We start from the raw sequence: 19,956 nt of genomic DNA, 5'->3' as shown, positions 1-19,956 counted from the left end.
GTCAGTTCCCCAGTCCTTGGGCGAGATTGGTCTTGGTCAGCTTCTGGCCGAGCAGCGCGCCGAAATAGGCGAGGCCGGCAATGATGAGCACGACGGCGTTGGCGGCCTGCGTGTAGTGGTAGTCGACGAGCCGGAGCGAATAGGTGGTCAGCACATCGGTCGACGGAACCGCCAGCACCACGAACAGGCTGAGGCCCTTGATGCCCGAGATGAAGGGCAGCAGGATGCCAGTCGTCAGCGACCCTTTCTGGATCGGGATGACGATGGAGATCATGCGCCGGAACCAGCCGGCGCCGGCGATCTGGGCTGCCTCCTCCGGCTCCTTGCCGAGCTGCGTCATGGCGGCGATGCCGGCGCGCGAGGCATAGGGCATCTGGTCGGCGATCAGCGCCAGCATCAGGATGAGCGTCGTGCCATAGAGAGCAGGGATCGGTCCGCGCGGCACGGCAAACAGCGAGAGATATGCGGCCGCAAAGGCGATGCCCGGAACCAGGTAGGGCAGGAACGTCACCTGGCGCAGGAAGGTGCCGAGCGGCTTCACCGGGGTACGCGCCACGACATAACCGACCAACAGGCCGAGGATACCAGAGGTAATGGAGGCGACGCCGACGATGCGCAGGCTGTTCCAGGCCGCGTTCCACAGGTCGGGGCTCAGCAGGATGCCGGTCTGCAACGCAACCGTGTTGAGGTTGGTGCCGATCCAGTAGTCGAGCGTGAAATTGTCGAGGTTGAACTGGCCGGGCACCCGCATCACCGTCGACAGGAACAGGGTACCGATCGGCACGCCGACGCTGAGCACGAACATCAGCGCCGCAAACCCGGTTGCCGGCAGCCTGAGGATGCCGAGCGGGTTCAGCCGGTTCATCGAACCCTTGGAGCCAATGGTGACGAAGCGGCGCGCTTCCCGCATCAGCCGGGCGTCGATGGTGATGGTGATAATGCCGATCAGCATGATCGCGCCGGCCAGCACCGCACCCACGCCAACCTGGCGCGACGAGATGTTCTGGTAGAGCGAGGTCGCCAGCACATCGAAATTGACCGGCAGGCCGAGCACATAAGGCACGCCGAACTCGCCGAGGCACTTGGCGAAGATCAGCACCATCGCCGACATCAGCGACGGGCGCATCAGCGGCATGATGATCTTGCTGGCCACCGTCAGCCTGCTCGCCCCCAGGATGCGAGCCGAGTCCTCGAGCTGCGAGTCGAAGCGGCGCAGCGCGTTGCCGAAGAGCAGTATGACGAAGGGCGAATAATGCAGCGCAAGGATGATGGTCACAGGCATCTGGCCGTAGGACAGCCAGTCGGGTGGCGTGAAGCCGATCGATTCCATCCAACCCGGCTGGCCACCGACGGTGCGGTTCTTGAACAGCGTCGTCCATGCCAGCGCGAAGGTCCAGGCCGGCAGCATGTAGGGCACTATGAGGGCTGTGGCGAACCAGCGGCGGCCGAACATGTCGGTGCGGCTGAGCAGCCAGGCGAGCACGCCGCCGACAAGCATCGACAGCGCAATGGCGCCTGCCGCCACGCTCAGCGTGTTGACCAGCGGCTCCCAGAACAGGTCATGCGAGATGCGCGAGAGGAAGACGCGGTCGACATAGTACCAGGTCAGCTCACCGACATCCTGCTTGATACGGCGCTCGTCACCAAACTGAACCCGCATCGCGTCCGACAGCATCGAAATGATCGGCACCACGATGAGATAGGCAAACAGCGCAGCGGCCAGCAGTCCGATGGTCGTCGTCGGCTCGCGCAGCGCCACCTTCAAACGATAGCGCAGGCGCTGGGTCTTCGTCGGTGCGGCGAGCCGGGCTGCGATAGGCCTTTGGCCCATGGCTGCAGCCTTGGCAGATGTCTGGACACGACCGCTCACGAGCCGCCCCTCCGCGGCACACGGCCTCCGGCCGGGCCGGAGCCATGGCCGCAGCTGCTGTCCGTCGGACGCGCAGCCAGGCCTTCATGCGATGGCACGAACATGCATTCTCCTCCACTGGGCGCCTGCGACGTGCTGGCCGGGCATCGTCCCCTGGCCACCTCGTTTTCAGGCACGCCCGCCCTCCTCCGGGCAGACCGGCACATCTCTGTGCCTGTTGGCATATTCATTCCATCCGCGGCACGTTCGTGTCAATTGGATTCTTCAAGTTTTTGCACAGCCGTGCAAATCATCTTAATTTGCTTGAAATCCATGATTTTTAGCAACGACACCGCAATCCAGACCGGCGATGCAGCATGGATTCAAGGAATTTTGTGCACTGCCGTGCAATTCGCCATTCCCGGTCTTCTTTCAGGCAACAAAAAGCCCGCCCGGGGAACGGCGCGACGGCCGACCCTGGGCGGGCTTTGAAGCTCCAGCCGAATGACCGGCGAGCCTACTTGACGATCTGAATGCTGGTGTTCGAGGGGCCGAAAGCCTCGACCAATTCGTAGAAGTCTGCGGCATTGTCGGGGTGCAGGCGCACACAGCCATGCGACGCCGGGCGACCGAGGCGGCTGATCTGGTTCGTCGCATGCACGGCATAGCCGCCGTTGAAGAACACCGAATGCGGCATCGGCGCGTTGTCGTACTTTTTCGAGTACCACATCTCGTGCATGCGCGTCGGCTTGAACGAACCCTTCGGCGTGACGTAGCCGCGTCCGGCGGTCGACACCTTCCAGACATAGGTCGTGCGCCCGTCGATGATGACATGCATGCGCTGCTCGCCGATCGACACCCGCGCCACGATCTTGTTGGCAGCCTGTGCCGCCCCCTCTCCAGCCGCCACCACAAGGGCAGTGCCTGCCGCCGCAACGGCGATGACGTTGATAAGCTTTCTCTTCAGTTCGGTGTTCATGTCGTCCCCCTTCGAAGCCGGCCGCGCCGGCGGAAATACGTTTCGGAATGGGGAGGCTTTTGCCAAAGCCGTGTTTCGGCAATATTTCGGTTCGTTAACTTTTGTGTTTCTTATGTGTTTCGCATTTCAAAAAGCCTGTTTCAGATTTTATTGAGAGCCGCTGCCTTTCCTCGCCGGCAAAGTCGACTCCGACAGCGTCGGCGTCAGGTACCCGCATTCCGCTTCGCGCCTTATCTAGCTGAATCAAAAGCACAAGCGGAGCACCGTCGAGGAAACCGTACTGAAACATTCAGAATCATGAAACCGCATCCGGCGGCATCTTCCCGATACAGCAGGCCGGCACATTCGCTCTCGACGAAACGAACGTTGCGAATGCTGGATGGGAGCGAGACGATTGGTGGCACGATGGTTCCTGCGGGTGGGCATCGCCACGGCGATACTGACAGGGATCGGAATGCTGGCCGACCGTGACGACGCTTCAGCCGCACGCTGGTTCTCGAAGCAGGGCATGGCTTCGGCACTAGGCGGCATCCATCTCTCGCAACAGCCTTGTTCGTCGCAATTCTGCGCACCCGCCGGGTCCATGGGCGTGGGTGCCCGGCTTCAGGCCGGGCGGCGGTGAGCAGAACCCCCGCGCGCTTGTCGCCGCGGGTCCGAGTACCCGCGTCGCCTATGGCAGGTCAGGCGACGCGGGTGTCTCGGAGTGCCAAGTTTTATTGGAAACCGAGACGGGAACAGGCCCGACGATCATGAAGACACAATTCGCAGCATCGGTGCTTTCGGCGCTTCTGTACGCCCAGGGTTTGCTGGGGTTTGCAGCCGTTGCAACAATCCTCCTCAAGGACCACGCGCATGCCGAGATGCGCGTGGAAGTGCCGGCTACCCCCGTGCCGGCAAGCTGACACCTTGTCCGCCTGCGCAAACTCAGGTCTGGCTGTCAGCGGGTCCCGCTTCCTTGCCCGCCGCCTTGGTCGGCGGGTCGAAACGGTAGCCCGAGCCTCGGATCGTGGTGATGCTTTCGGTATCGAGCTTGCGACGCAGGCGCACGATACGCGAGTCGATGGAGCGGTCGAAGGCATCGGCGCTCTCGGCAGGCGCCGCGGCCATGATGTCGTCCCTGGTCAGCACTTTGCGCGGCTGCGACAGGAACAGCTTGAGCAGAGCGATCTGGCCGGGCGACAGCTGCTCTTCCTCGCCCGAGGCGTGCATGACCAGCGCCGAGCGCAGGTCGACCGTCGAATTCTCCAGCACCACCAATTCTTGCGTGCCGCGTCCCCGGCGCGCGAGGAGGCCGCCGATGCGCGCGGCGAGTTCTCTCACATTGAGAGGGCTCTCCACGACATCGGCGGCGCCCAATTCCAGCGCCAACACCTTGTCGACCAGTTCGGCGGGGCGGCATATCAGGATGAAGCACGGGCCTTTCTCGCCGCTGAACCTGCGCAGCAGATCCCGACCTTCGGCCGGCGTCAGGCCGTCGCCGACCACCACCACGTCGATGCCCTTGGCCGACAGCAGCGATTCCGCCTCCCACAGCCGCTTGGCCACACGCACGTCGTGGCCGCGCCTGTCGAGATGCTCGGCAAGGTCGGAGGCTATTACCTCCGCTATGGCGACGAGTGCGACGATCGATCTTCCAGCCATGTCTCTGTCCGTAGCACGAGCGAAATCGCGACCATTGCCTGCCGGCGAGGGCTGCGCGGCGCCTGCCGTGGCAAGAAGATGCCCAGGGATGCGCTCGGCCGGGGATGGGTTCCCAGTCGTGTCTCCCGAAGCTTCAAATCGCCCCTAACGAGGCAGGACGCCATTGGCAACTGCCCACCCGAAATGATCGCTGGACATCATGTTTATACCCAATCTACTTTCCGCAGGTAGCGGAGGCGAGGCCAAACTGCGAGCCCGGATAGTCATTGTCGAAGACGAACCCGATCTACGGGACGCCGTCGCCGAGTATCTCGGCGCGAACGGCTTCGATGTGACCGCAGTCGAGGGCGCAGCTGCCCTTCGCGCGCTCATCGAAACCGAAGCATTTCATCTTGCGATACTTGATATCGCCATGCCGGGCGAGGACGGCCTTTCGCTCGGCCGCTGGCTGCGTGGCCGAATGCCGATAGGCATCATCTACGCCACCGCCGCGGGCACTGCGCTCGACCGTATCGTCGGCCTCGAGATCGGCGCCGACGACTACCTGGTCAAGCCTTACGAGTTGCGCGAGCTGCTCGCCCGCGTGCGCAGCGTGCTCCGCCGCGTTCCGCAGCCCGACAGCATCAAGCAGGCGCAGCTCGCCGCCCAGCCGCCACGCCGCACCATCGCCTTCGGCGCCTTTCAGGCCGATCTCGACGGCCGGCTCGTCACCGGCAATGGCGGCGCCATCCTCGACATGGCCAAGAGCGAATTCGACATGCTCGAGGTCTTCCTCACCCGGCCCAACCGGCTGCTCAGCCGCACCACTATCTCCGAGGCGATCGGCTTTGCCGAAGACCCGGAATCGTCGCGCGCTGTCGACATCCGCATCATGCGGCTGAGGAAGAAGATCGAGGACGACCCGGCAAACCCGAAATTTCTGCGCACCGTGCGTGGCGAAGGCTATATCTTCTCCCTGCCCGGCAGCGAAAGCTACTGACGCATCGCGCCCTCGTCGGAAACCGTTATGGCCTTGTTGACCGTCTCACGCACCGACCAGCAGTCGGGCACGCCGAGCCCCACTGTCGCGGCTGGCCAGATCGTGCGCCATCTCCGGCAGGCGCAGGACTGGCAGCAGGATATCGACCAGATTCTCGAGCGCTTGGGACGTGCCTTCGGCGGCCATCGCACCATCCTGTTCAGGCTGCGCGATGTCCCCGGCCAGGGCTTCGCACAGTCCATCTCGGCCTATTGGGTCGACCAGAGGATCGACAAGGTCGCAGCACCGCCAACAACCATCAACCAGGCAATCGTCGATTCCGACCCACTGCTCGAGCGCCTCGCCGAGGAGGGCCGCCAAGGCAAGATCTTCATCGGCCACACACGCGACCTTGCCGGCTTCCTGCGCAAGGATTTCGACAAGCAGCACATCAAGTCGTTCCTGTCGGTCTCGGTCTCGGCCCACGGCCATCTCTGGGGCACGCTTGCCGTCAATGACTGCGTCGTCGAGCGCAACTGGTCCGACGACGACATCGCTGCCCTTGAGATCATCGCCGCCGCCCTCGGCGACGCCATCGAGCGCTCGCTGTCGGAGTATCATGTCAGCGAAATCATCCGCCGCACCATGCTGCAGTCGTCGCTCGATGCCATCATGGTCGTCGACGAGACAGGCTCGATCATCGAGTTCAATCCGGCCGCCGAGAAGATGTATGGCTGGACCCGCGACGAGGTGCTCGGCAAGGACCTGCTCGACACCGTCATCCCTGCTTATTACCGCAAGGGATACGCCAACGGCGCCGAATACATGACCGGCCGCGGCGCACCGATGGTCGGCCAGCGCATGGAGACCGTGACCCAGAATGCCACTGGCGAAATCATCCCCATCGAGCTCACCGCCAACGAGATGCGGCTCGCCGACCGCAGGCTGATCTTCGGCTCGATCCGTGACCTCCGGGAAAAGCACCGCGCCGAAGAAGAGATCAACCGCCAGCGCGAGAAGTTGCACCAGAACGAAAAGATGGCGGCGATGGGTTCGCTGCTCGCCGGCGTCTCGCACGAGCTCAACAACCCGCTCGCCGTGGTCGTCGCCCAGTCCACCCTGCTGCATGAATTTGCCACCGATGCGCAAACCAAGATGCGCGCCGAAAAGGTGCGCGCCGCCGCCGAACGCTGCGGCCGTATCGTCAAGAGCTTCCTCGGCATGGTGCGCCTGCATCCGACGACGCGGTCGGAAACCGATCTCAACCACGTCGTCCGTGCCGCCCTCGAGGTCACCGCCTACGGCGCCCGCTCCAGCGGCATCAGCATCGACACCGACTTTGTCGAAGGCCCGCTCATGGTGCTGGCCGACGCCGACCACATGACCCAGGTCGCGGCCAACTTCCTGGTCAACAGCCAGCATGCGCTCGCCGGTGCCGTGGATGAGCGCCGCATCTGTGTCCGCACCTTCCGCAATGCCGATGGCAGCGCCGGCTTCTCGGTCGAAGATTCAGGCCCCGGCATCGCCGAGAGCATCCGCGACAGGATCTTCGAGTCCTACTTCACCACCAAGCCGATCGGCGTCGGCACCGGCATCGGCCTGTCGATCTCCAAGTCGATCGTCGATCGCCACAACGGCAAGGTCTGGTTCGAGCCGGTCACGCCGCAGGGCGCACGCTTCGTCGTCGAGCTGCCGCCCATCAAGGGCAGCCATGGCATCGTCGCCGAGGCAGCGCCGAAATCGAGTGGCCTGCGCCATGCCGTAATCATCGACGACGAACCCGACGTCGCCGGCTCGCTCTCGGACATCCTTGAACTGATGGGCGTCAAGGCGCGCATCGTCTGGTCGTGGACGTCGGTCGCAGACGCGCTCGGCAGCCAGCCCGTCGACATCATCTTCTCCGACCTGCGCATGCCGGACCGCAGCGGCATCTCTATCTTCCGCGAGATCGTCAGCGAGCGGCCGGAAATGGCCCAGCGCTTCGTGCTCGTCACCGGCGACCTGATCGGCGCCAAGGCCGAGATCGAACAGCTGCCGCCGATGCTCAAGCCGCACATCCTCGAAAAGCCGTTCAGCACCTTCGACGTGCGCAGCGCGCTGAGTGCCGTCAGCGAGCAGGCATCCCACCTCTGAGACAGGCTTCCGTCACTGCGCGGTGTAACCGCCGTCGATGACCAGCTCTGTCCCGGTGACGAAGCTCGCTTCGTCGGAAGCGAGATAGAGCACGCCATAGGCGACATCGTCGGGTTCGCCGACGCGGCCAAGCGGTGTCAGCTCGATCGCCTTGTTGCCCTCGCCGCTTGCCGCCAGCTTGTCGAGCGCCCCTGACGACATTGGCGTGCGGATCCAGCCGGGGCACACCGAATTGACGCGGATGCCGTAGCGCTCCTTTGCGCAATGCAGCGCCGCCGACTTGGTGAACAGCTTCACCCCGCCCTTGCTCGCCACATAGGCCGCAGTCGAGGGGCTGCCGACAATGCCCATGGTCGACGAGAAATTGACGATCGAGCCGCCCTGCCCGGTCTTGCGCATCGCCTCGATAGCGAACTTGGTGCCGAGGAACACACCTTCCATGTTCACCGACATGACCTTGCGCCAATCATCGAGGCTGAGCTGTTCGACCGAGCCGAAAGGTGCGCCGACACCGGCATTGTTGACCAGGATGTGCAGTCCGCCGAACACATCATGCGTTCGTTCGATGATTGCCTTCCAACCCGTCTCCGATGTCACGTCATGGGCGACGTAGAGACTGCGTCCGCCGGCGGCCTCGATGCCGGCGGCGACTGCCTCGCCCTTTTCGCGCTGCAGGTCGCTGACCACGACTGCCGCGCCCTGGCGCGCCAGAAGCCGCGCCGTCGCCTCGCCCATGCCGGATGCAGCACCTGTGACGATGGCGATCTTTCCTGCGACGCGACCCATGACGAATTCCTCCCGGTTTTGCCACCAGCGTCGCCTGCCATCAGGAACAGCGGCATCGTCGGAAGGGACTAGCGGCCGGACGCCTCGGCACAAAAAAAGGCCCCGTGGCCGAGACCACGGGGCAGGTACGCGCTGGAAGGATGTAGGGCGCGGCAGGGAACGCGGTGACCGGGCGGACCGGCGTCTAAAAGATGTTCGGGGTGGTGTGAACCGGCCCGGCGCTGGCGATCAGCCGCACCTTGCGTGGCGCACGTATCCCTGAATCTTCGGCAATGGCGTCGAGGCAGACCTCGCTTTCGACACCCCAGGCCTGCCCGCGGCAGGCGATATCGGCTTCCTTGAGCGGCAGGCGGTCGGTCTTCTCGGTCGTCATCACTCCATCGACGACACGGTGGTCCGACCCCATCGAGGCAAAAGCCGGGCCACTGGTCGGCGCCAGTGCCATCGACGACAGCGAGGCAACGACGAACACCGAGAACATGGCCATCGGGTGCTCGTTGGCACGCTGGCGAATGGCGATGCGCGGCCGGCGATAGATGCGCGAGCGCGGCTGGAACTGGCGGTCGACTTTCTGAACTTTCCTGGAACCGATCATGGCAATTTTGCCTTTTCGTTAAAATTCATTCCCTTGTTGAAATGAAACTAACCGAAACATGTAACGACATGATGCTGACCGATGTCAACTCATGAAACAACAAATAATCCGCATAAACAGTCAATATCACTGCCAAATCGGTCACAAAATTACGCAAAATCAGTCAACTCTGTCGAAATCCTGCCGCAAAACGGGAGGAGCAAAAGCTTCCCTTTGGTAACAAGAGCCGCCCATGTCGCAATAATTCGAACCAAACGAAAGGCCGATGCAGTCACCTGCATCGGCCTCGGCATGAATGGTTCTGTTGGCCTGTGGCGTTCAGCCGTTCAGCACATCCGCCCATTCGGGATGGCGACGGAACTGCGCCGCGGCAAAGGGGCAGAGCGGGATGATCTTCTTGCCGGCCGCACGTGCGTCTTCAACTGCCCGCGTCACCAGCCGCAATCCTGCCCCCTGGCCACGGAATGCGTCGGGCACCTCGGTATGGTCGATGATGAACAGATGATCGCTGATGGTCGTATAGGTCATCTCGGCCTCCGCCCCGCCGGCACCGCGTATGACGTAGCGTCCTTTGGTACCGCGATCCTCAAGCTCGATGACAGGAAGTTCTTCGGTCATTGCCCCTGCTCCTTGGTTGCGAAGAACCGCTTCGCGGCGTCGATTTCGTTGGGGCGCACCTCGTGGCCACCCTCGTGCCATTCCAGCCTGACATCGGCGCCGGCGTCCCGCAAATAGGCGTTGAGCCGGCTCGTCAGTTCGGGCGGACAGATCGGGTCGCGCCGCCCGGCGGTGATCAGCACCCGCCGCCCCGAAAGGCTGCCATTGATCTCGGGTGCGAACGGGATCAGCGGATGCATCAGCGCCGTTGCATCGAACTGCTCGGGTGCCGCAAACAGCACCGAGGCCAGGATGTTGGCGCCGTTGGAGTAGCCAAGCGCATAGACCGCCGACGGCTTTGCCTCCTTGACATGCGCCTTGACGAAGCCGGCCATCTTGACCGTCGCCCTGATGAGATCGTCCATGTCGTAGACGCCTTCGCCGGTGCGGCGGAAGAAACGCGCCGCCCCCAATTCGGATACGTCGCCGCGGGGCGACACGACAGTCGCCCCCGGCACCAGCTCCCGGGCAAAGCCGAGCAGCTGGTTTTCATCGCCGCCGGTGCCGTGGAAGGCAAAGACCAGCGGTCCGCCGGGTTCCCCCGGCAGCACCTTGTGGATGTACGCGTCCTTGCTCATCGGTCCTCCTCAGTCGCCCAGCGGCTGCAGGGTCTTTTCAAGATAATCGCGCAGATGCGCATGCTGCGACGGCAACTTCAGCGCCTCGCCGAGATGGGCGGTGTCCTCGTCGCGGTCGAAGCCGGGTTCGTTGGTCGCGATCTCGAACAGCACGCCGCCGGGGGTACGGAAGTAGATCGCCCAGAAGTAGTCACGGTCGATGACCGGCGTCACCTGGTAGCCCGTCTCCATCAGCGCCTTGCGCACCTCGAGCTGCTTGGCCCGGTTCTCCACAGCAAAGGCAATGTGATGGACCGAACCGGCACCCAGGCCTGCAAAGGAAGCACCCGGCTGCGTCTCGATATCGATGAAATCGGCACCGTTGCCGTCCTTCACCGCCAGGCGCTTGACGTTGCCCGAGGTGTCGACCTCCTCATAGCCCATAAACTTCAGGAGCTCTTCGGTGGCACCGCCATCGCGCAGCCTCAGCGAGGCCGAGTGAAAGCCGCGGATCGCCTCGTCGTTGGCGACGCCGCCCTTGACCCACGGCGCGCGCTTGTCGCCCTTGGCCTCGACCAGTGCGAAACCGTCACCGTCGGGACCGGCAAAGCTCAGGCGCTTCTCGCCGAATTTCTCATCGCGGGCCAGGCCAGTGACGCTCTGGTCGGCGAAGCGCTGCTCCCAGAAGGGCAGCGTGCCCTCGGGTACGGAGAACACGGTTGTGCCAACCTCGCCGACGCCCGGGCGGCCTTTGCCGATGTCGGGGAACGGGAAGTAGGTCATGACGGAACCCGGCGTGCCCAACTCGTCTGCGTAATAGAGATGATAAACGTCCGGCGCGTCGAAATTGACCGTCTTCTTGACTCGGCGCAGGCCGAGCTTGTGGGTGAAGAACTGGTTGTTCTCGGCCGCATCCCTGGCCATCGAGGTCACGTGGTGCAGGCCCTTGATCTGGTTGAGCATCGTCTCGCTCCTTTCGCTAGCCGCGGCCCTTGCCGCTCTGTTGGGCTGAATATGGGCGCATCGATTGTTGCGGCATAGTGGCCGGTCGCAGAATGGTCCGTTCACAAAGATCGAACAATAAAAGCGAATTCGTTCACACTTTTTGGCATGACCGATCGCTGCATGAAGACGCTTGCACGGCACCGTGAATCCGGCTTCCTTGGCCGCGATTTCAATTGCGGGGGGCGAGCTTGGCAAACAGGGGCGGACGACCGAACATTCTTCTCATCACCTGCGACCAGTGGCGCGGCGACAGCCTGTCGACGGTCGGCCACCCCGTGGTGAAGACGCCCCACGCCGATGCACTCGCCCGCGAAGGCGTCACCTTCAGGCGCCACTATGCCGGCACCGCGCCCTGCTCGCCGGCACGCGCCTGCCTCTACACCGGCCTCTACCAGATGAACAATCGCGTCTGTCGCAATGGCTCGCCGCTGGATGACAGGCACGACAACATCGCCCGCGCCGCCCGCCGTGTCGGCTACGACCCGACGCTGTTCGGCTACACCGACGTCTCGCCCGATCCACGCGGCCGCGCTGCAGGCGACCCGTTCCTGCGCACCTATGAAGGCGTGCTGCCCGGTTTCACCACCCGCCAGCTGTTGCCCGAACACCAGAAGGCCTGGCTGTCCTGGCTCGCCGCGCGCGGCATTGACTCCAGCGCCGGCTTTCCCGATGTCCATAAGCCGGCAAATGCCGATGCGTCGGAGGTCAGCAACGCGGTTCCTGTCTATTCAAAGGATGAGACCCCGACCGCTTTCCTGGCCGGCGAGTTTCTCCGTTGGCTTTCCGAGCAGGACGAAGGCCAGCCCTGGTTCGCCCATGTCTCCTTCCTCAGTCCGCATCCGCCCTTCATCGTGCCCGAGCCGTTCAACACTATGTACGAGCCGTCGGAGGGCCCGGCATATGATCGCGCCACGAGCCTCGAGGCCGAAAAGGCGAGCCACCCGTTCCTCGCCTATCACCTCGAGCATCACCAGAACAAATCGAGCTTCATCCCCGGCGCTACAGGCAAGGTCGGCGACTGGAGCGAGCAGGAATTTCGCAAGATCCGCGCCCTCTATTACGGCATGATCTCGGAGGTCGATTCCCAGCTCGGCCGCATCTGGCAAGGCATCCGCGACAATGGCGCCTGGGAGGACACCATCGTCATCCTCACGTCCGACCACGCCGAGATGATGGGCGACCACTTTATGCTCGGCAAGGGCGGCTGGTTCGACGGCAGCTACCACATCCCGCTGATCATCAAGGCGCCCGGCCACGCCCAGGCGTCGGGCTCCGCGGTCGACCGCTTCACCAGCGCGGTCGACATCATGCCAACCCTGCTCGACCTCATCGGCGGCAAGGCGCTGCCGCATCTCGACGGCCAGTCGCTCAAGCCATTCCTCGAAAGCCGTGAGCCCGAAATCTGGCGCAACGCCGCCTTTTGGGAATACGACTTCCGCTCGGTCGCCGAAGGCACGACGGAGGCCCATTTCGGGCTTGACTCACGCTCGCTCAACTTGGCTGTCATCCGCACCGAAAAGGTCAAGTACATACATTTCGGCGGCGGCTTGCCGCCACTGCTCTACGATCTGGCCAACGATCCAGGTGAAACGCGCAACCTTGCAGACGCCCCCGTATGGCTGCCGGTGCGCCTCGAATTCGCCGAGCGGCTGCTAGCCCATCGCGCCCGGCATCTCGACCAGTCGTTGGCATTGTCGGAACTGGCCGAGGCCGGCGCCGTCGGCCATTTCGCCCGGCTGCCCTAGGCCTACCTCCAAACGAAAAGCCCGCGCCGAAGCGCGGGCTTTCCTACACGATACGCCTGGTCTTACTGAACCATGATCAGGCGCTGCTCATCACGCTTCTCGGACCAGCTGCCGGCGTCGTAGGCCGGCTGCTTCTCGAGCTGGTCCTTGGTGAAGGTGGTGTAGAGATATTTGTTGCCTTCGGTGTCTACGAGGAAGGCGAGGTTGTCGCTACCGATGGCCACCTTCTTCTCGCCCATGCCAAGGAAGCCGCCGACATCGATGACATAGGCGTCGATCTTGCCATCGGCAGTCAGCAGGATGTCGCCGATCTTACCGATGCGGGCATCGTCGGTGCCATACACCGCCGCACCGACCATCTGCTCGGCGCGCATGTCGGCCGCAGGTAAGTCCTTCAGCGTAGACTTGTCGATCGCCGCCGTCTTGGTCGGATCGGTCGCGGTCGCATCAGGGGTGACTGGAGCGGGTGTCGTCTGCTCTGCCGTCACCGGCGGCTTCGCTTCCGGCGTCACCGGCGCCTGTGCCGTCTGGTCGGCCATCGGGGCGGGCTCGGTCGCCGCAGTCGGCGCCGGGGCCGGATCATACGCGCGGCGATCGAAGTCGGGCATCGCCTGCAGCTGCTCCTTGGTCGTCGCCATCACCAGCCAGCGGTCACCGTTCTTCTCGGCCCAGTCGAACTCCTTGTACGGCAGGACGACGTTCTTCTGGCCAAGGCCGAGGAAACCGCCGACGCCAATCACCAACTGGTCGGCCGTACCGTCGGCGGCGAGCACGATGTCGTTGACGCTGCCGATATTCTCGGCGTCATTGCCCGAGCCGTTATAGACCTTCTCGCCGATGATGTTGGTGGCGAGATAGCCGTCAGCGTGGGGAATGACAGCAGGAGCCGACGGCGTCGCTTCCATTGGTGCCGCTGGTGCGGGCGCCGGTGCCGGAGTGGTCGTGTCCTGCGCCATCGCGCCGGTGGAAATCAGGGCGGCGAGGGCCGTCGTAGCCAAGAGATTGCGGATCATGTACTCTCTCCTCGTGCGTGTTCTTCATGCATATGCCGCGCCTCGACCGGTTCTTCGCGGGATGGGTCCGGCGCGGCTCCTACGGGGTCACAACGTCGTGATCCCCCGGGGGTTCCGATCTTTTTCACCTTCGATCTTGCAGATGAAAGCCGGATACGGCTTGGTGGACGCGCAGTGCATTTCGAAAAACATCGTAATACAACAATATCTTAGCTCGGCATTGTGGCCGTCGGAGAGATTGCCGCAGGAAGCAGCAACCCCGGCGATCTGCATCAGCAGCAGATTTCGTCCTGGGCCGCCCTGGCGGGCGTTTCGAGCTGAAAAGTCCTGGTCATGACAATGTTTCCTCGTTGATAGTCATGGGGCCAACGTGAGCCTGCCGGCATGGTGCCAGTTTGTCCGGCCGAGGCTTTTCAACTTGGATATAGGCGGCTAGTTTTCTGCGACTGAGGGGTAGCCGTGCAGGACAACGAGACCGTCGCAGCTCACAAGGCCGACAGCGAACGCGTGGAACCGCGCGACGCCGCCAACGCCCCTGCGGCGCAGCTCAAGATGCCGGCCGACGCGGATTTCGACCGCCTGACCGCCCTTGCCGCCGCAGCCAGCAGCTCGCCCGCAGCCCTGCTTGCCTTGGCGGAGGGTGAGGGCTTGGCCGTCAGGTCGCGGTTCGGTGTCGAGGCCACGACAGCACAAGATGTGCTCCGGCAGATTGAGAACGTTGCCGACACGCCCGCCCCGGACACCGCCAGGCTGCCGTTTCATTTCGAGCTTCCGATCCTCGTGTCGGGCACTCAGGTAGGCAAGCTCGTCGTTTTCAGTTCCGAACCGCGGTCGGACCTCGACGCGGACGAGATCGGATACCTGACGTCACTGGCAGCGCTCGCAGCCAGCCTGATCGCGCTGCGCGACCGCTCACATGCCGGCGCACGTGCCGAGGCGGCGCTCGTCCACGCCGAAACCCGCCGCGCTATCGCCCTTGAGGCTGCCGCGCTGGCGAGCTGGGTGTGGAACCCGCGCAGCGGCTCCATCGAATGCGACGCGCTGCTGCCGCAACTCTTCAACCTGCCGGCGGCAACCCGTATGCGGGCACGCGACGTGCTCGTCGCCATCGACCGCCGCGACATCGGCAAGACGCGCGCGCTGTTTCAGGAAGCGCTGGCCGGCAGCGACGACTACTCAGGCGAGTACCGTATCAGAGGCATCGACCCGCCGCGCTGGCTCGCCGCCCGCGGCCGCGTTGTCGAGCGCGATGCCAGCGGAAAGCCGACGCTGGTCTTCGGCGTCAACTACGACATCACCGAACGCCGGGCGACGGAGGAGCGTCAGCGCTTCCTGCTGCGCGAACTCAACCACCGCGTCAAGAACACGCTCGCCACCGTGCAGGCACTGGCAACGCAGACGGTGCGCCATGCCCGCGAGCCACGCGAGTTCCTTGACGCCTTCAGCGAACGCCTGCGCGCGCTCGGTCTGGCCCATGGCCTTCTGTCGGAGCATGAATGGCGCGGCATCGGCATCCGCGAACTCACCCGCGTCGAGCTGACGCCCTTCGACGAAGCCAATGCGCCACGCATCGCCATCCTCGGCCAGGATGCGCTGCTGACACCCGACCAGGCACTCGGCCTCGCCCTGATCCTGCATGAGCTCGCCAGCAACGCATTAAAATACGGGGCCCTGTCGGTACCCCCAGGTCGCGTTTCCGTCGCCTGGATCATCCAGGGCGGCGCCGACGGCAAACGGTTGGTGCTCGACTGGACCGAAAGTGGCGGGCCTGTCGTCACCCCGCCAAGCCGTCACGGCTTCGGCTCGATCCTCATCCGCCGCAGCCTGGCCAAGGTCATTTCAAGCGAAGTCAGGCACGAATATCTGCCCGAGGGCGTCCGCGCCCGCATCTCCATGCCCTTCGGCCAGCCGGCCGGGCACTGACACAAGACTCTGGAGCAGATGCCGGAAGCGGCTGCTCGGCAAAGCGAGATTGGCGAAAGTTTGGAAGAAGGCGCGACCGGCGTCAGACCTGCACCATGCCAGCGTGGCAACCGGCCAACAGCACACCCGACAAGCCAGGGGCCTAGTCGCCCGCCACGCCGTCGCTGTCGTCTGGCTTGCGGTTTTCGCGATAGATCGCATAGGCGGCAAGCACCACGACCGGACCGAGGACAGCGCCGATGCCGCCCTTGCTCCTCAGCAATGTCGGCAAGGCAGCCAGCACGGCGGATGTGCCAAGTGCCGCGAGGTCGGCGCGTCGACGTCGCCTGTCTTCCCTGACGCGCGCCGCGGACGCCAGTCTGTGCACAAGCAGGATTACAGCTGCCAGTACGAGAAAGCCGATGCCGAAGCCGATCGCTGCCTCCAGCGTCCCATAACGTCGGCCCACCCAAACGAAGGCAGCCCCGACAAGAAACCCGACCCCGCACAGGCCCAACAGCGCTGCTGACATATAGGCGATCACCGCACCGCGGGCGCGGCGCATCCCGTAGCCAATTTCGCTCGATGCGATGGATGCAATCAGAGATGCCAGCATGGGTCCCCCGAACCGGCCGCTCAGCGCCGCGCCAGAAGCGCGACGAGGAATCCGACACCGGCAGCGATTGCGAGCGACGTCACTGGCTTCTCGCGCACCGCTGCCATCAATTGATCCTCGAGGTCCCGGGCCGTGGCGCCGATGCTCTCCAGGGCAGCGTCACCCTGGACCTTCAATTGCTCGGCGCCCTGGCTCGCAGCGCGCCGCGCCGCGTCGTAGCCATGCTCGCCGGTCAGTGCCAGCTGCTTGGTCAGCGCTTCGATATCGGCCTTCAATTGCTTGATGTCGGCTTCGAGGTCAGGGGCCGTCTTGGTTCCGTTTCCTTGCTTTCCAGCGGCAGCAGCCATGGTCTTGCTCCTTCAGTTCAACGGAGGCGAAACGCCTCGTGCGCATGTCGGTTCCGTCGATTTGCCGAAGCATCGGCGACTGTTACCGGTTTTGCCAGCCCACGGCTTGCAGAAATTCCTGTCGTCACAGCAGCGGCCGGATGCTCTCGTCAAGGCCGCTCCAGCCTGCCAGCACCATCAGGCCATCGACGTCGAGGACTTTGCAGCCTCCATCGCGCCACTGCACCAGTTTGCGGTTGATCAGCTTGCGGATCGTCTTGTTGGTGTGGACCAGCGACAACCCGAGCGTGTCGGCGATGTGCTGCTGGGTGATCGGTATCTCGACCACACCCTTGCCGTTCATGCCGACCTTCCTGGCCCTGCTCGCCATGAAAGCCAGCAGGTAGGCCGCCCGCTCGAGCGCGGAGCGGCGCCCGACGCTAAGGAGATTCTCGTCCAGCATGCGCTCCTCGCGCGACGCGATCCATGTCAGGTCGTAGGCAAGGCCGGGATGGTCGCGATAGAGTTCCAACAGCCGGTCGCGCTCGAACACGCACAAAAGCATCGACGAGAGCGCTTCCACCGAATGCTGCATCTCGCCCATCAGGCTGCCTTGCAGGCCGATCATGTCGCCGGGCAGCACATAGTTCAGTATCTGGCGGCGACCGTCCTCGAGCAATTTGTATCGAAAGCCCCAGCCGGAAAGCACCGTATAGAGATGCGCGCTATGGCTACCTTCGGCCAGCAATGTGGCGCCTCGGCTCGCAGCAAGCTCACCTCGTTTGAAATGGCTGACGAATTCCAGTTCCGGTTCCTCGAAAGGCCGGAACACCGGCAATTGCCGCAGCGGGCAGTTTTTGCAGGCAACCTGTTGCCGTGCTTCGGTCGCGGAAGATGTGTCGGTCATTCGTACCCCTCGATGCGTGCAAGCCGCAACGCGGCGGAGACCTTGAAAGTTCCGGCGACAGGCAGGCGGCGGGGCCGTTAACCGGTCATGTCTTTTTTAAATGACAGTCAGTCTGAGAACAGCCATCTTCGCGGTCCTGCCTATGGAGATGCGATTTGGCCTCGCCACTTTCCGGACTGCGTATTCTGGTTCTCGAAGATGAGGCGCTGATCGCTTTCGATGTCGAGCAGCTTTGCCTCGACAACGGCGCCCGCGAGATCGTCATCGCCGGCAATCTGCACCAGGCAGCCTCAATAACGGCTGGCTACGACGCGGCGGTCATCGACGTCATGCTCGACGGCGAGCCGACGCTGGAGTTCGCCCGCGAACTGCGTGCACGGCGTGTGCCGTTCATCTTCGCCTCGGGATATGACGACCTTGAGGGTCTGCTCGGCCAGTTCCCGGGTGTGGAGCTGGTCAGCAAGCCATATGCCGGCGACGACCTGGTCAACGCCATCGCGGCCAGTCTTGAAAGAAGGCCCCGTTCAGCCGACGGTTGAACCCATCACCTGCGCTGCGATTGCGTCGGGGCCGTAATCCGCCTCACCCGAAATGCCGAGTATTTCCTGCAGCCGGTTGCGGGCACGGCTGACGCGGCTCTTGATCGTGCCCACGGCACAGCCGCAGATCTCGGCGGCTTCCTCATAGGAGAAGCCCGACGCGCCGATCAGGATGATCGCCTCGCGCTGATCCTCAGGAAGCTGCTCCAGCGCCTTGCGGAAATCGTCGAGGTCGAGCGTTCCAGGCTGGCTCGGGTGCACGGCAAGGCGCGCGGTCAACAGCCCATCGCTGTCTTGCACCTCGCGTCCGCGCTTGCGCATCTGCGAGTAGAACTCGTTGCGCAGGATGGTGAACAGCCAGGCCTTGAGATTGGTGCCCGGCTGGAAGCTGGCCTGCTTGTCCCACGCCTTGACCAGCGTTTCCTGGACAAGATCGTCGGCGCGGTCGGCGTTCTGCGACAGCGACATGGCGAAAGCGCGCAGGCCAGGAATCGCCGCGAGCAGGTCGGCCTTGAAACCAAGGGATGCTGCCATGCGTCGTCAGTCCTTCTGCTGTGCGGGTTCAGCCTGTTCCAGCTGCGCCAGCAGCTGGGCAAAACGATCCGGCACCTCATCGGACACGAGGTCATCGTAATATTGCTTGAGCTTTCGACCGATTTCGGAACTTGCCCCAAGTTCGCCGTCACCCTGGCGGGTCGGCTTGGCGCTGCCTGCGCCACTGCTCTGCCCTGTCATATTCCTGCTTTGCCTTGTTGCACCGTTTGGTTCCTCGTTTTGACAAGGGTACCCAACAGTCGTCCCCGATCACGCGAATTTTGCACAGAACTCCGCAAATGCGGATAGGTTCCATGGAAAGGAACTTTTAAACATGCGGAACGTTGATGGCGTTCTGCAGTCCGGTCAACAACGTCATTTGAGGGAGACGTCCAATCATGACCCTATCCACCAGAATTGCGCCGCACCTGCCCTATCTGCGCAGGTTTTCGCGCGCCGTCTCCGGTTCCCAGGTGAGCGGCGACGCCTTGGTGGCCGCAATGCTCGAAGCAATCATCGCCGACGTCGACGTCTTCCCCAAGGCTTCCTCCGACCGCATTGCCCTCTACAAGGTTTTCGCGAGGCTGTTCACTTCGGTCGCCATTCGTGTCCCGCAGGGCGAGGCTACTGGCCCCGCCTGGGAGCAACGTGCTGCGGCCAACCTGTCGGCACTCTCCGCCCGTCCGCGCCAGGCCTTCCTGCTGGTAGCCGTCGAAGGCTTCAACGATGCTGAAGGCGCGGAGATTCTCGACACCGACGAGGACGAATTCGCCACCCTGCTGCAGGAGGCGTCCAACGAGATCTCGCGCCAGGTCGCGACCGACATCCTCATCATCGAGGACGAGCCGCTGATCGCCATGGACATAGAGGAGATGGTGGAGAGCCTTGGGCATCGCGTCGTTGGCACGGCACGCACGCATGCGGAGGCTGCGGCCCTGTTCAAGCGCACCAGCCCCAAGATGGTGCTGGCCGACATCCAGCTCGCCGATGGCAGCTCCGGCATCGACGCCGTCAACGAGATCCTCTCGTCCGCACCCCTGCCGGTGATCTTCATCACCGCCTTCCCCGAGCGCCTGTTGACCGGCGAACGCCCAGAGCCCGCCTTCCTCGTCACCAAGCCGTTCAACCCGGAAATGGTCAAGGCGCTGATAAGTCAGGCGTTGTTCTTTGACAGGCAGGCCAAGGCTGCTGCATAGGCTTTTTTAGCACCGCCT

General features: G+C 63.6%; 21 protein-coding genes. 7 read left to right on the top strand and 14 right to left on the bottom strand.

Going from position 1 to position 19,956, the window contains the following annotated elements; translation table 11 throughout:
• Position 1: 1 nt before the first annotated feature.
• On the bottom strand, positions 2 to 1,831 hold the full coding sequence (locus tag NDO48_RS01550) for an ABC transporter permease (RefSeq protein WP_267320799.1): 1,830 nt from the start codon (positions 1,829 to 1,831) through the stop codon (positions 2 to 4).
• Positions 1,832 to 2,366: 535 nt separating this feature from the next.
• The gene (locus NDO48_RS01545) at positions 2,367 to 2,828 is read right to left on the bottom strand and encodes a L,D-transpeptidase (RefSeq protein WP_267320737.1); all 462 of its coding nucleotides are present in this window, start codon (positions 2,826 to 2,828) and stop codon (positions 2,367 to 2,369) included.
• A 749-nt stretch (positions 2,829 to 3,577) separates the two neighbouring features.
• Between NDO48_RS01545 and NDO48_RS01540 the strand changes: the two genes are divergently transcribed.
• Entirely contained in the window at positions 3,578 to 3,730 is a 153-nt protein-coding gene (locus NDO48_RS01540) for a hypothetical protein (protein ID WP_085941129.1), read from the top strand.
• Positions 3,731 to 3,752: 22 nt separating this feature from the next.
• On the opposite strand, the gene NDO48_RS01535 is transcribed toward NDO48_RS01540, so the two are convergent.
• Complete coding sequence (locus tag NDO48_RS01535) at positions 3,753 to 4,469, bottom strand: response regulator transcription factor (protein ID WP_018429816.1); 717 nt, start codon at positions 4,467 to 4,469, stop codon at positions 3,753 to 3,755.
• Positions 4,470 to 4,668: 199 nt separating this feature from the next.
• On the opposite strand from NDO48_RS01535, the gene NDO48_RS01530 reads away from it, so the two are divergent.
• Positions 4,669 to 5,448 (top strand): response regulator, encoded by a 780-nt coding sequence (locus tag NDO48_RS01530; protein ID WP_198292870.1) that lies wholly within the window; start codon positions 4,669 to 4,671, stop codon positions 5,446 to 5,448.
• A gap of 27 nt (positions 5,449 to 5,475) precedes the next feature.
• Entirely contained in the window at positions 5,476 to 7,560 is a 2,085-nt protein-coding gene (locus NDO48_RS01525) for a PAS domain S-box protein (RefSeq protein WP_267320736.1), read from the top strand.
• 12 nt (positions 7,561 to 7,572) lie between these two features.
• Here NDO48_RS01525 and NDO48_RS01520 read toward each other — a convergent pair whose 3' ends face one another.
• The 5 genes from NDO48_RS01520 to NDO48_RS01500 form a co-directional block, all read right to left on the bottom strand.
• The gene (locus NDO48_RS01520) at positions 7,573 to 8,346 is read right to left on the bottom strand and encodes a glucose 1-dehydrogenase (protein WP_267320735.1); all 774 of its coding nucleotides are present in this window, start codon (positions 8,344 to 8,346) and stop codon (positions 7,573 to 7,575) included.
• Positions 8,347 to 8,530: 184 nt separating this feature from the next.
• Positions 8,531 to 8,941, bottom strand: a complete 411-nt coding sequence (locus tag NDO48_RS01515; protein WP_018429821.1) for a hypothetical protein — start codon at positions 8,939 to 8,941, stop codon at positions 8,531 to 8,533.
• Between the two features lie 318 nt (positions 8,942 to 9,259).
• On the bottom strand, positions 9,260 to 9,559 hold the full coding sequence (locus tag NDO48_RS01510) for a GNAT family N-acetyltransferase (RefSeq protein ID WP_018429822.1): 300 nt from the start codon (positions 9,557 to 9,559) through the stop codon (positions 9,260 to 9,262).
• Positions 9,556 to 10,176 carry an alpha/beta hydrolase gene (locus NDO48_RS01505; RefSeq protein WP_267320734.1) on the bottom strand — a complete coding sequence of 207 codons (621 nt, stop codon included), beginning with the start codon at positions 10,174 to 10,176 and terminating at the stop codon, positions 9,556 to 9,558. The genes NDO48_RS01510 and NDO48_RS01505 overlap by 4 nt, the downstream gene beginning before the upstream one ends.
• Before the next feature lie 9 nt (positions 10,177 to 10,185).
• Positions 10,186 to 11,118: a VOC family protein gene (locus NDO48_RS01500; protein ID WP_267320733.1), complete on the bottom strand. Its 933-nt coding sequence runs from the start codon at positions 11,116 to 11,118 to the stop codon at positions 10,186 to 10,188.
• Between the two features lie 230 nt (positions 11,119 to 11,348).
• Between NDO48_RS01500 and NDO48_RS01495 the strand changes: the two genes are divergently transcribed.
• Positions 11,349 to 12,905, top strand: coding sequence for an alkaline phosphatase family protein (locus NDO48_RS01495; protein WP_267320732.1), 1,557 nt, complete (start codon positions 11,349 to 11,351; stop codon positions 12,903 to 12,905).
• A gap of 62 nt (positions 12,906 to 12,967) precedes the next feature.
• Here the strand turns inward: NDO48_RS01495 and NDO48_RS01490 are convergent, their stop codons facing one another.
• Positions 12,968 to 13,918: a PRC-barrel domain-containing protein gene (locus tag NDO48_RS01490; protein WP_267320731.1), complete on the bottom strand. Its 951-nt coding sequence runs from the start codon at positions 13,916 to 13,918 to the stop codon at positions 12,968 to 12,970.
• 459 nt (positions 13,919 to 14,377) lie between these two features.
• Between NDO48_RS01490 and NDO48_RS01485 the strand changes: the two genes are divergently transcribed.
• The gene (locus NDO48_RS01485) at positions 14,378 to 15,841 is read left to right on the top strand and encodes a sensor histidine kinase (protein ID WP_267320730.1); all 1,464 of its coding nucleotides are present in this window, start codon (positions 14,378 to 14,380) and stop codon (positions 15,839 to 15,841) included.
• A 142-nt stretch (positions 15,842 to 15,983) separates the two neighbouring features.
• On the opposite strand, the gene NDO48_RS01480 is transcribed toward NDO48_RS01485, so the two are convergent.
• The 3 genes from NDO48_RS01480 to NDO48_RS01470 form a co-directional block, all read right to left on the bottom strand.
• Positions 15,984 to 16,436: a hypothetical protein gene (locus NDO48_RS01480; protein ID WP_267320729.1), complete on the bottom strand. Its 453-nt coding sequence runs from the start codon at positions 16,434 to 16,436 to the stop codon at positions 15,984 to 15,986.
• A 20-nt stretch (positions 16,437 to 16,456) separates the two neighbouring features.
• Positions 16,457 to 16,783 carry a DUF883 family protein gene (locus NDO48_RS01475; RefSeq protein ID WP_018429830.1) on the bottom strand — a complete coding sequence of 109 codons (327 nt, stop codon included), beginning with the start codon at positions 16,781 to 16,783 and terminating at the stop codon, positions 16,457 to 16,459.
• Positions 16,784 to 16,907: 124 nt separating this feature from the next.
• On the bottom strand, positions 16,908 to 17,669 hold the full coding sequence (locus NDO48_RS01470; protein WP_267320728.1) for a Crp/Fnr family transcriptional regulator: 762 nt from the start codon (positions 17,667 to 17,669) through the stop codon (positions 16,908 to 16,910).
• Positions 17,670 to 17,824: 155 nt separating this feature from the next.
• On the opposite strand from NDO48_RS01470, the gene NDO48_RS01465 reads away from it, so the two are divergent.
• The gene (locus NDO48_RS01465) at positions 17,825 to 18,208 is read left to right on the top strand and encodes a response regulator (protein ID WP_267320727.1); all 384 of its coding nucleotides are present in this window, start codon (positions 17,825 to 17,827) and stop codon (positions 18,206 to 18,208) included.
• On the opposite strand, the gene NDO48_RS01460 is transcribed toward NDO48_RS01465, so the two are convergent.
• Entirely contained in the window at positions 18,194 to 18,742 is a 549-nt protein-coding gene (locus tag NDO48_RS01460; RefSeq protein WP_018429833.1) for an RNA polymerase sigma factor, read from the bottom strand. The genes NDO48_RS01465 and NDO48_RS01460 overlap by 15 nt on opposite strands.
• Positions 18,743 to 18,748: 6 nt before the next feature.
• Entirely contained in the window at positions 18,749 to 18,943 is a 195-nt protein-coding gene (locus NDO48_RS01455; RefSeq protein ID WP_018429834.1) for a NepR family anti-sigma factor, read from the bottom strand.
• A gap of 197 nt (positions 18,944 to 19,140) precedes the next feature.
• Here NDO48_RS01455 and NDO48_RS01450 point away from each other — a divergent pair, with 197 nt between their 5' ends.
• Positions 19,141 to 19,938, top strand: coding sequence for a response regulator (locus NDO48_RS01450; protein ID WP_018429835.1), 798 nt, complete (start codon positions 19,141 to 19,143; stop codon positions 19,936 to 19,938).
• Positions 19,939 to 19,956: the final 18 nt, after the last annotated feature.

Origin of the sequence: Aminobacter sp. MET-1, assembly GCF_026521175.1 — a bacterium.
In the GTDB taxonomy this organism is placed as follows: Bacteria; Pseudomonadota; Alphaproteobacteria; order Rhizobiales; family Rhizobiaceae; genus Aminobacter.
This window is presented reverse-complemented; position numbering and strand designations above follow the sequence as displayed.

Bases quoted from the DNA above. Each gene is read 5' to 3' on its own strand.
- NDO48_RS01550 (WP_267320799.1), bottom strand. From the start codon at position 1,831: ATGGGCCAAAGGCCTATCGCAGCCCGGCTCGCCGCACCGACGAAGACC.
- NDO48_RS01545 (WP_267320737.1), bottom strand. From the start codon at position 2,828: ATGAACACCGAACTGAAGAGAAAGCTTATCAACGTCATCGCCGTTGCG.
- NDO48_RS01540 (WP_085941129.1), top strand. From the start codon at position 3,578: ATGAAGACACAATTCGCAGCATCGGTGCTTTCGGCGCTTCTGTACGCC.
- NDO48_RS01535 (WP_018429816.1), bottom strand. From the start codon at position 4,469: ATGGCTGGAAGATCGATCGTCGCACTCGTCGCCATAGCGGAGGTAATA.
- NDO48_RS01530 (WP_198292870.1), top strand. From the start codon at position 4,669: ATGTTTATACCCAATCTACTTTCCGCAGGTAGCGGAGGCGAGGCCAAA.
- NDO48_RS01525 (WP_267320736.1), top strand. From the start codon at position 5,476: ATGGCCTTGTTGACCGTCTCACGCACCGACCAGCAGTCGGGCACGCCG.
- NDO48_RS01520 (WP_267320735.1), bottom strand. From the start codon at position 8,346: ATGGGTCGCGTCGCAGGAAAGATCGCCATCGTCACAGGTGCTGCATCC.
- NDO48_RS01515 (WP_018429821.1), bottom strand. From the start codon at position 8,941: ATGATCGGTTCCAGGAAAGTTCAGAAAGTCGACCGCCAGTTCCAGCCG.
- NDO48_RS01510 (WP_018429822.1), bottom strand. From the start codon at position 9,559: ATGACCGAAGAACTTCCTGTCATCGAGCTTGAGGATCGCGGTACCAAA.
- NDO48_RS01505 (WP_267320734.1), bottom strand. From the start codon at position 10,176: ATGAGCAAGGACGCGTACATCCACAAGGTGCTGCCGGGGGAACCCGGC.
- NDO48_RS01500 (WP_267320733.1), bottom strand. From the start codon at position 11,118: ATGCTCAACCAGATCAAGGGCCTGCACCACGTGACCTCGATGGCCAGG.
- NDO48_RS01490 (WP_267320731.1), bottom strand. From the start codon at position 13,918: ATGATCCGCAATCTCTTGGCTACGACGGCCCTCGCCGCCCTGATTTCC.
- NDO48_RS01480 (WP_267320729.1), bottom strand. From the start codon at position 16,436: ATGCTGGCATCTCTGATTGCATCCATCGCATCGAGCGAAATTGGCTAC.
- NDO48_RS01475 (WP_018429830.1), bottom strand. From the start codon at position 16,783: ATGGCTGCTGCCGCTGGAAAGCAAGGAAACGGAACCAAGACGGCCCCT.
- NDO48_RS01470 (WP_267320728.1), bottom strand. From the start codon at position 17,669: ATGACCGACACATCTTCCGCGACCGAAGCACGGCAACAGGTTGCCTGC.
- NDO48_RS01460 (WP_018429833.1), bottom strand. From the start codon at position 18,742: ATGGCAGCATCCCTTGGTTTCAAGGCCGACCTGCTCGCGGCGATTCCT.
- NDO48_RS01455 (WP_018429834.1), bottom strand. From the start codon at position 18,943: ATGACAGGGCAGAGCAGTGGCGCAGGCAGCGCCAAGCCGACCCGCCAG.
- NDO48_RS01450 (WP_018429835.1), top strand. From the start codon at position 19,141: ATGACCCTATCCACCAGAATTGCGCCGCACCTGCCCTATCTGCGCAGG.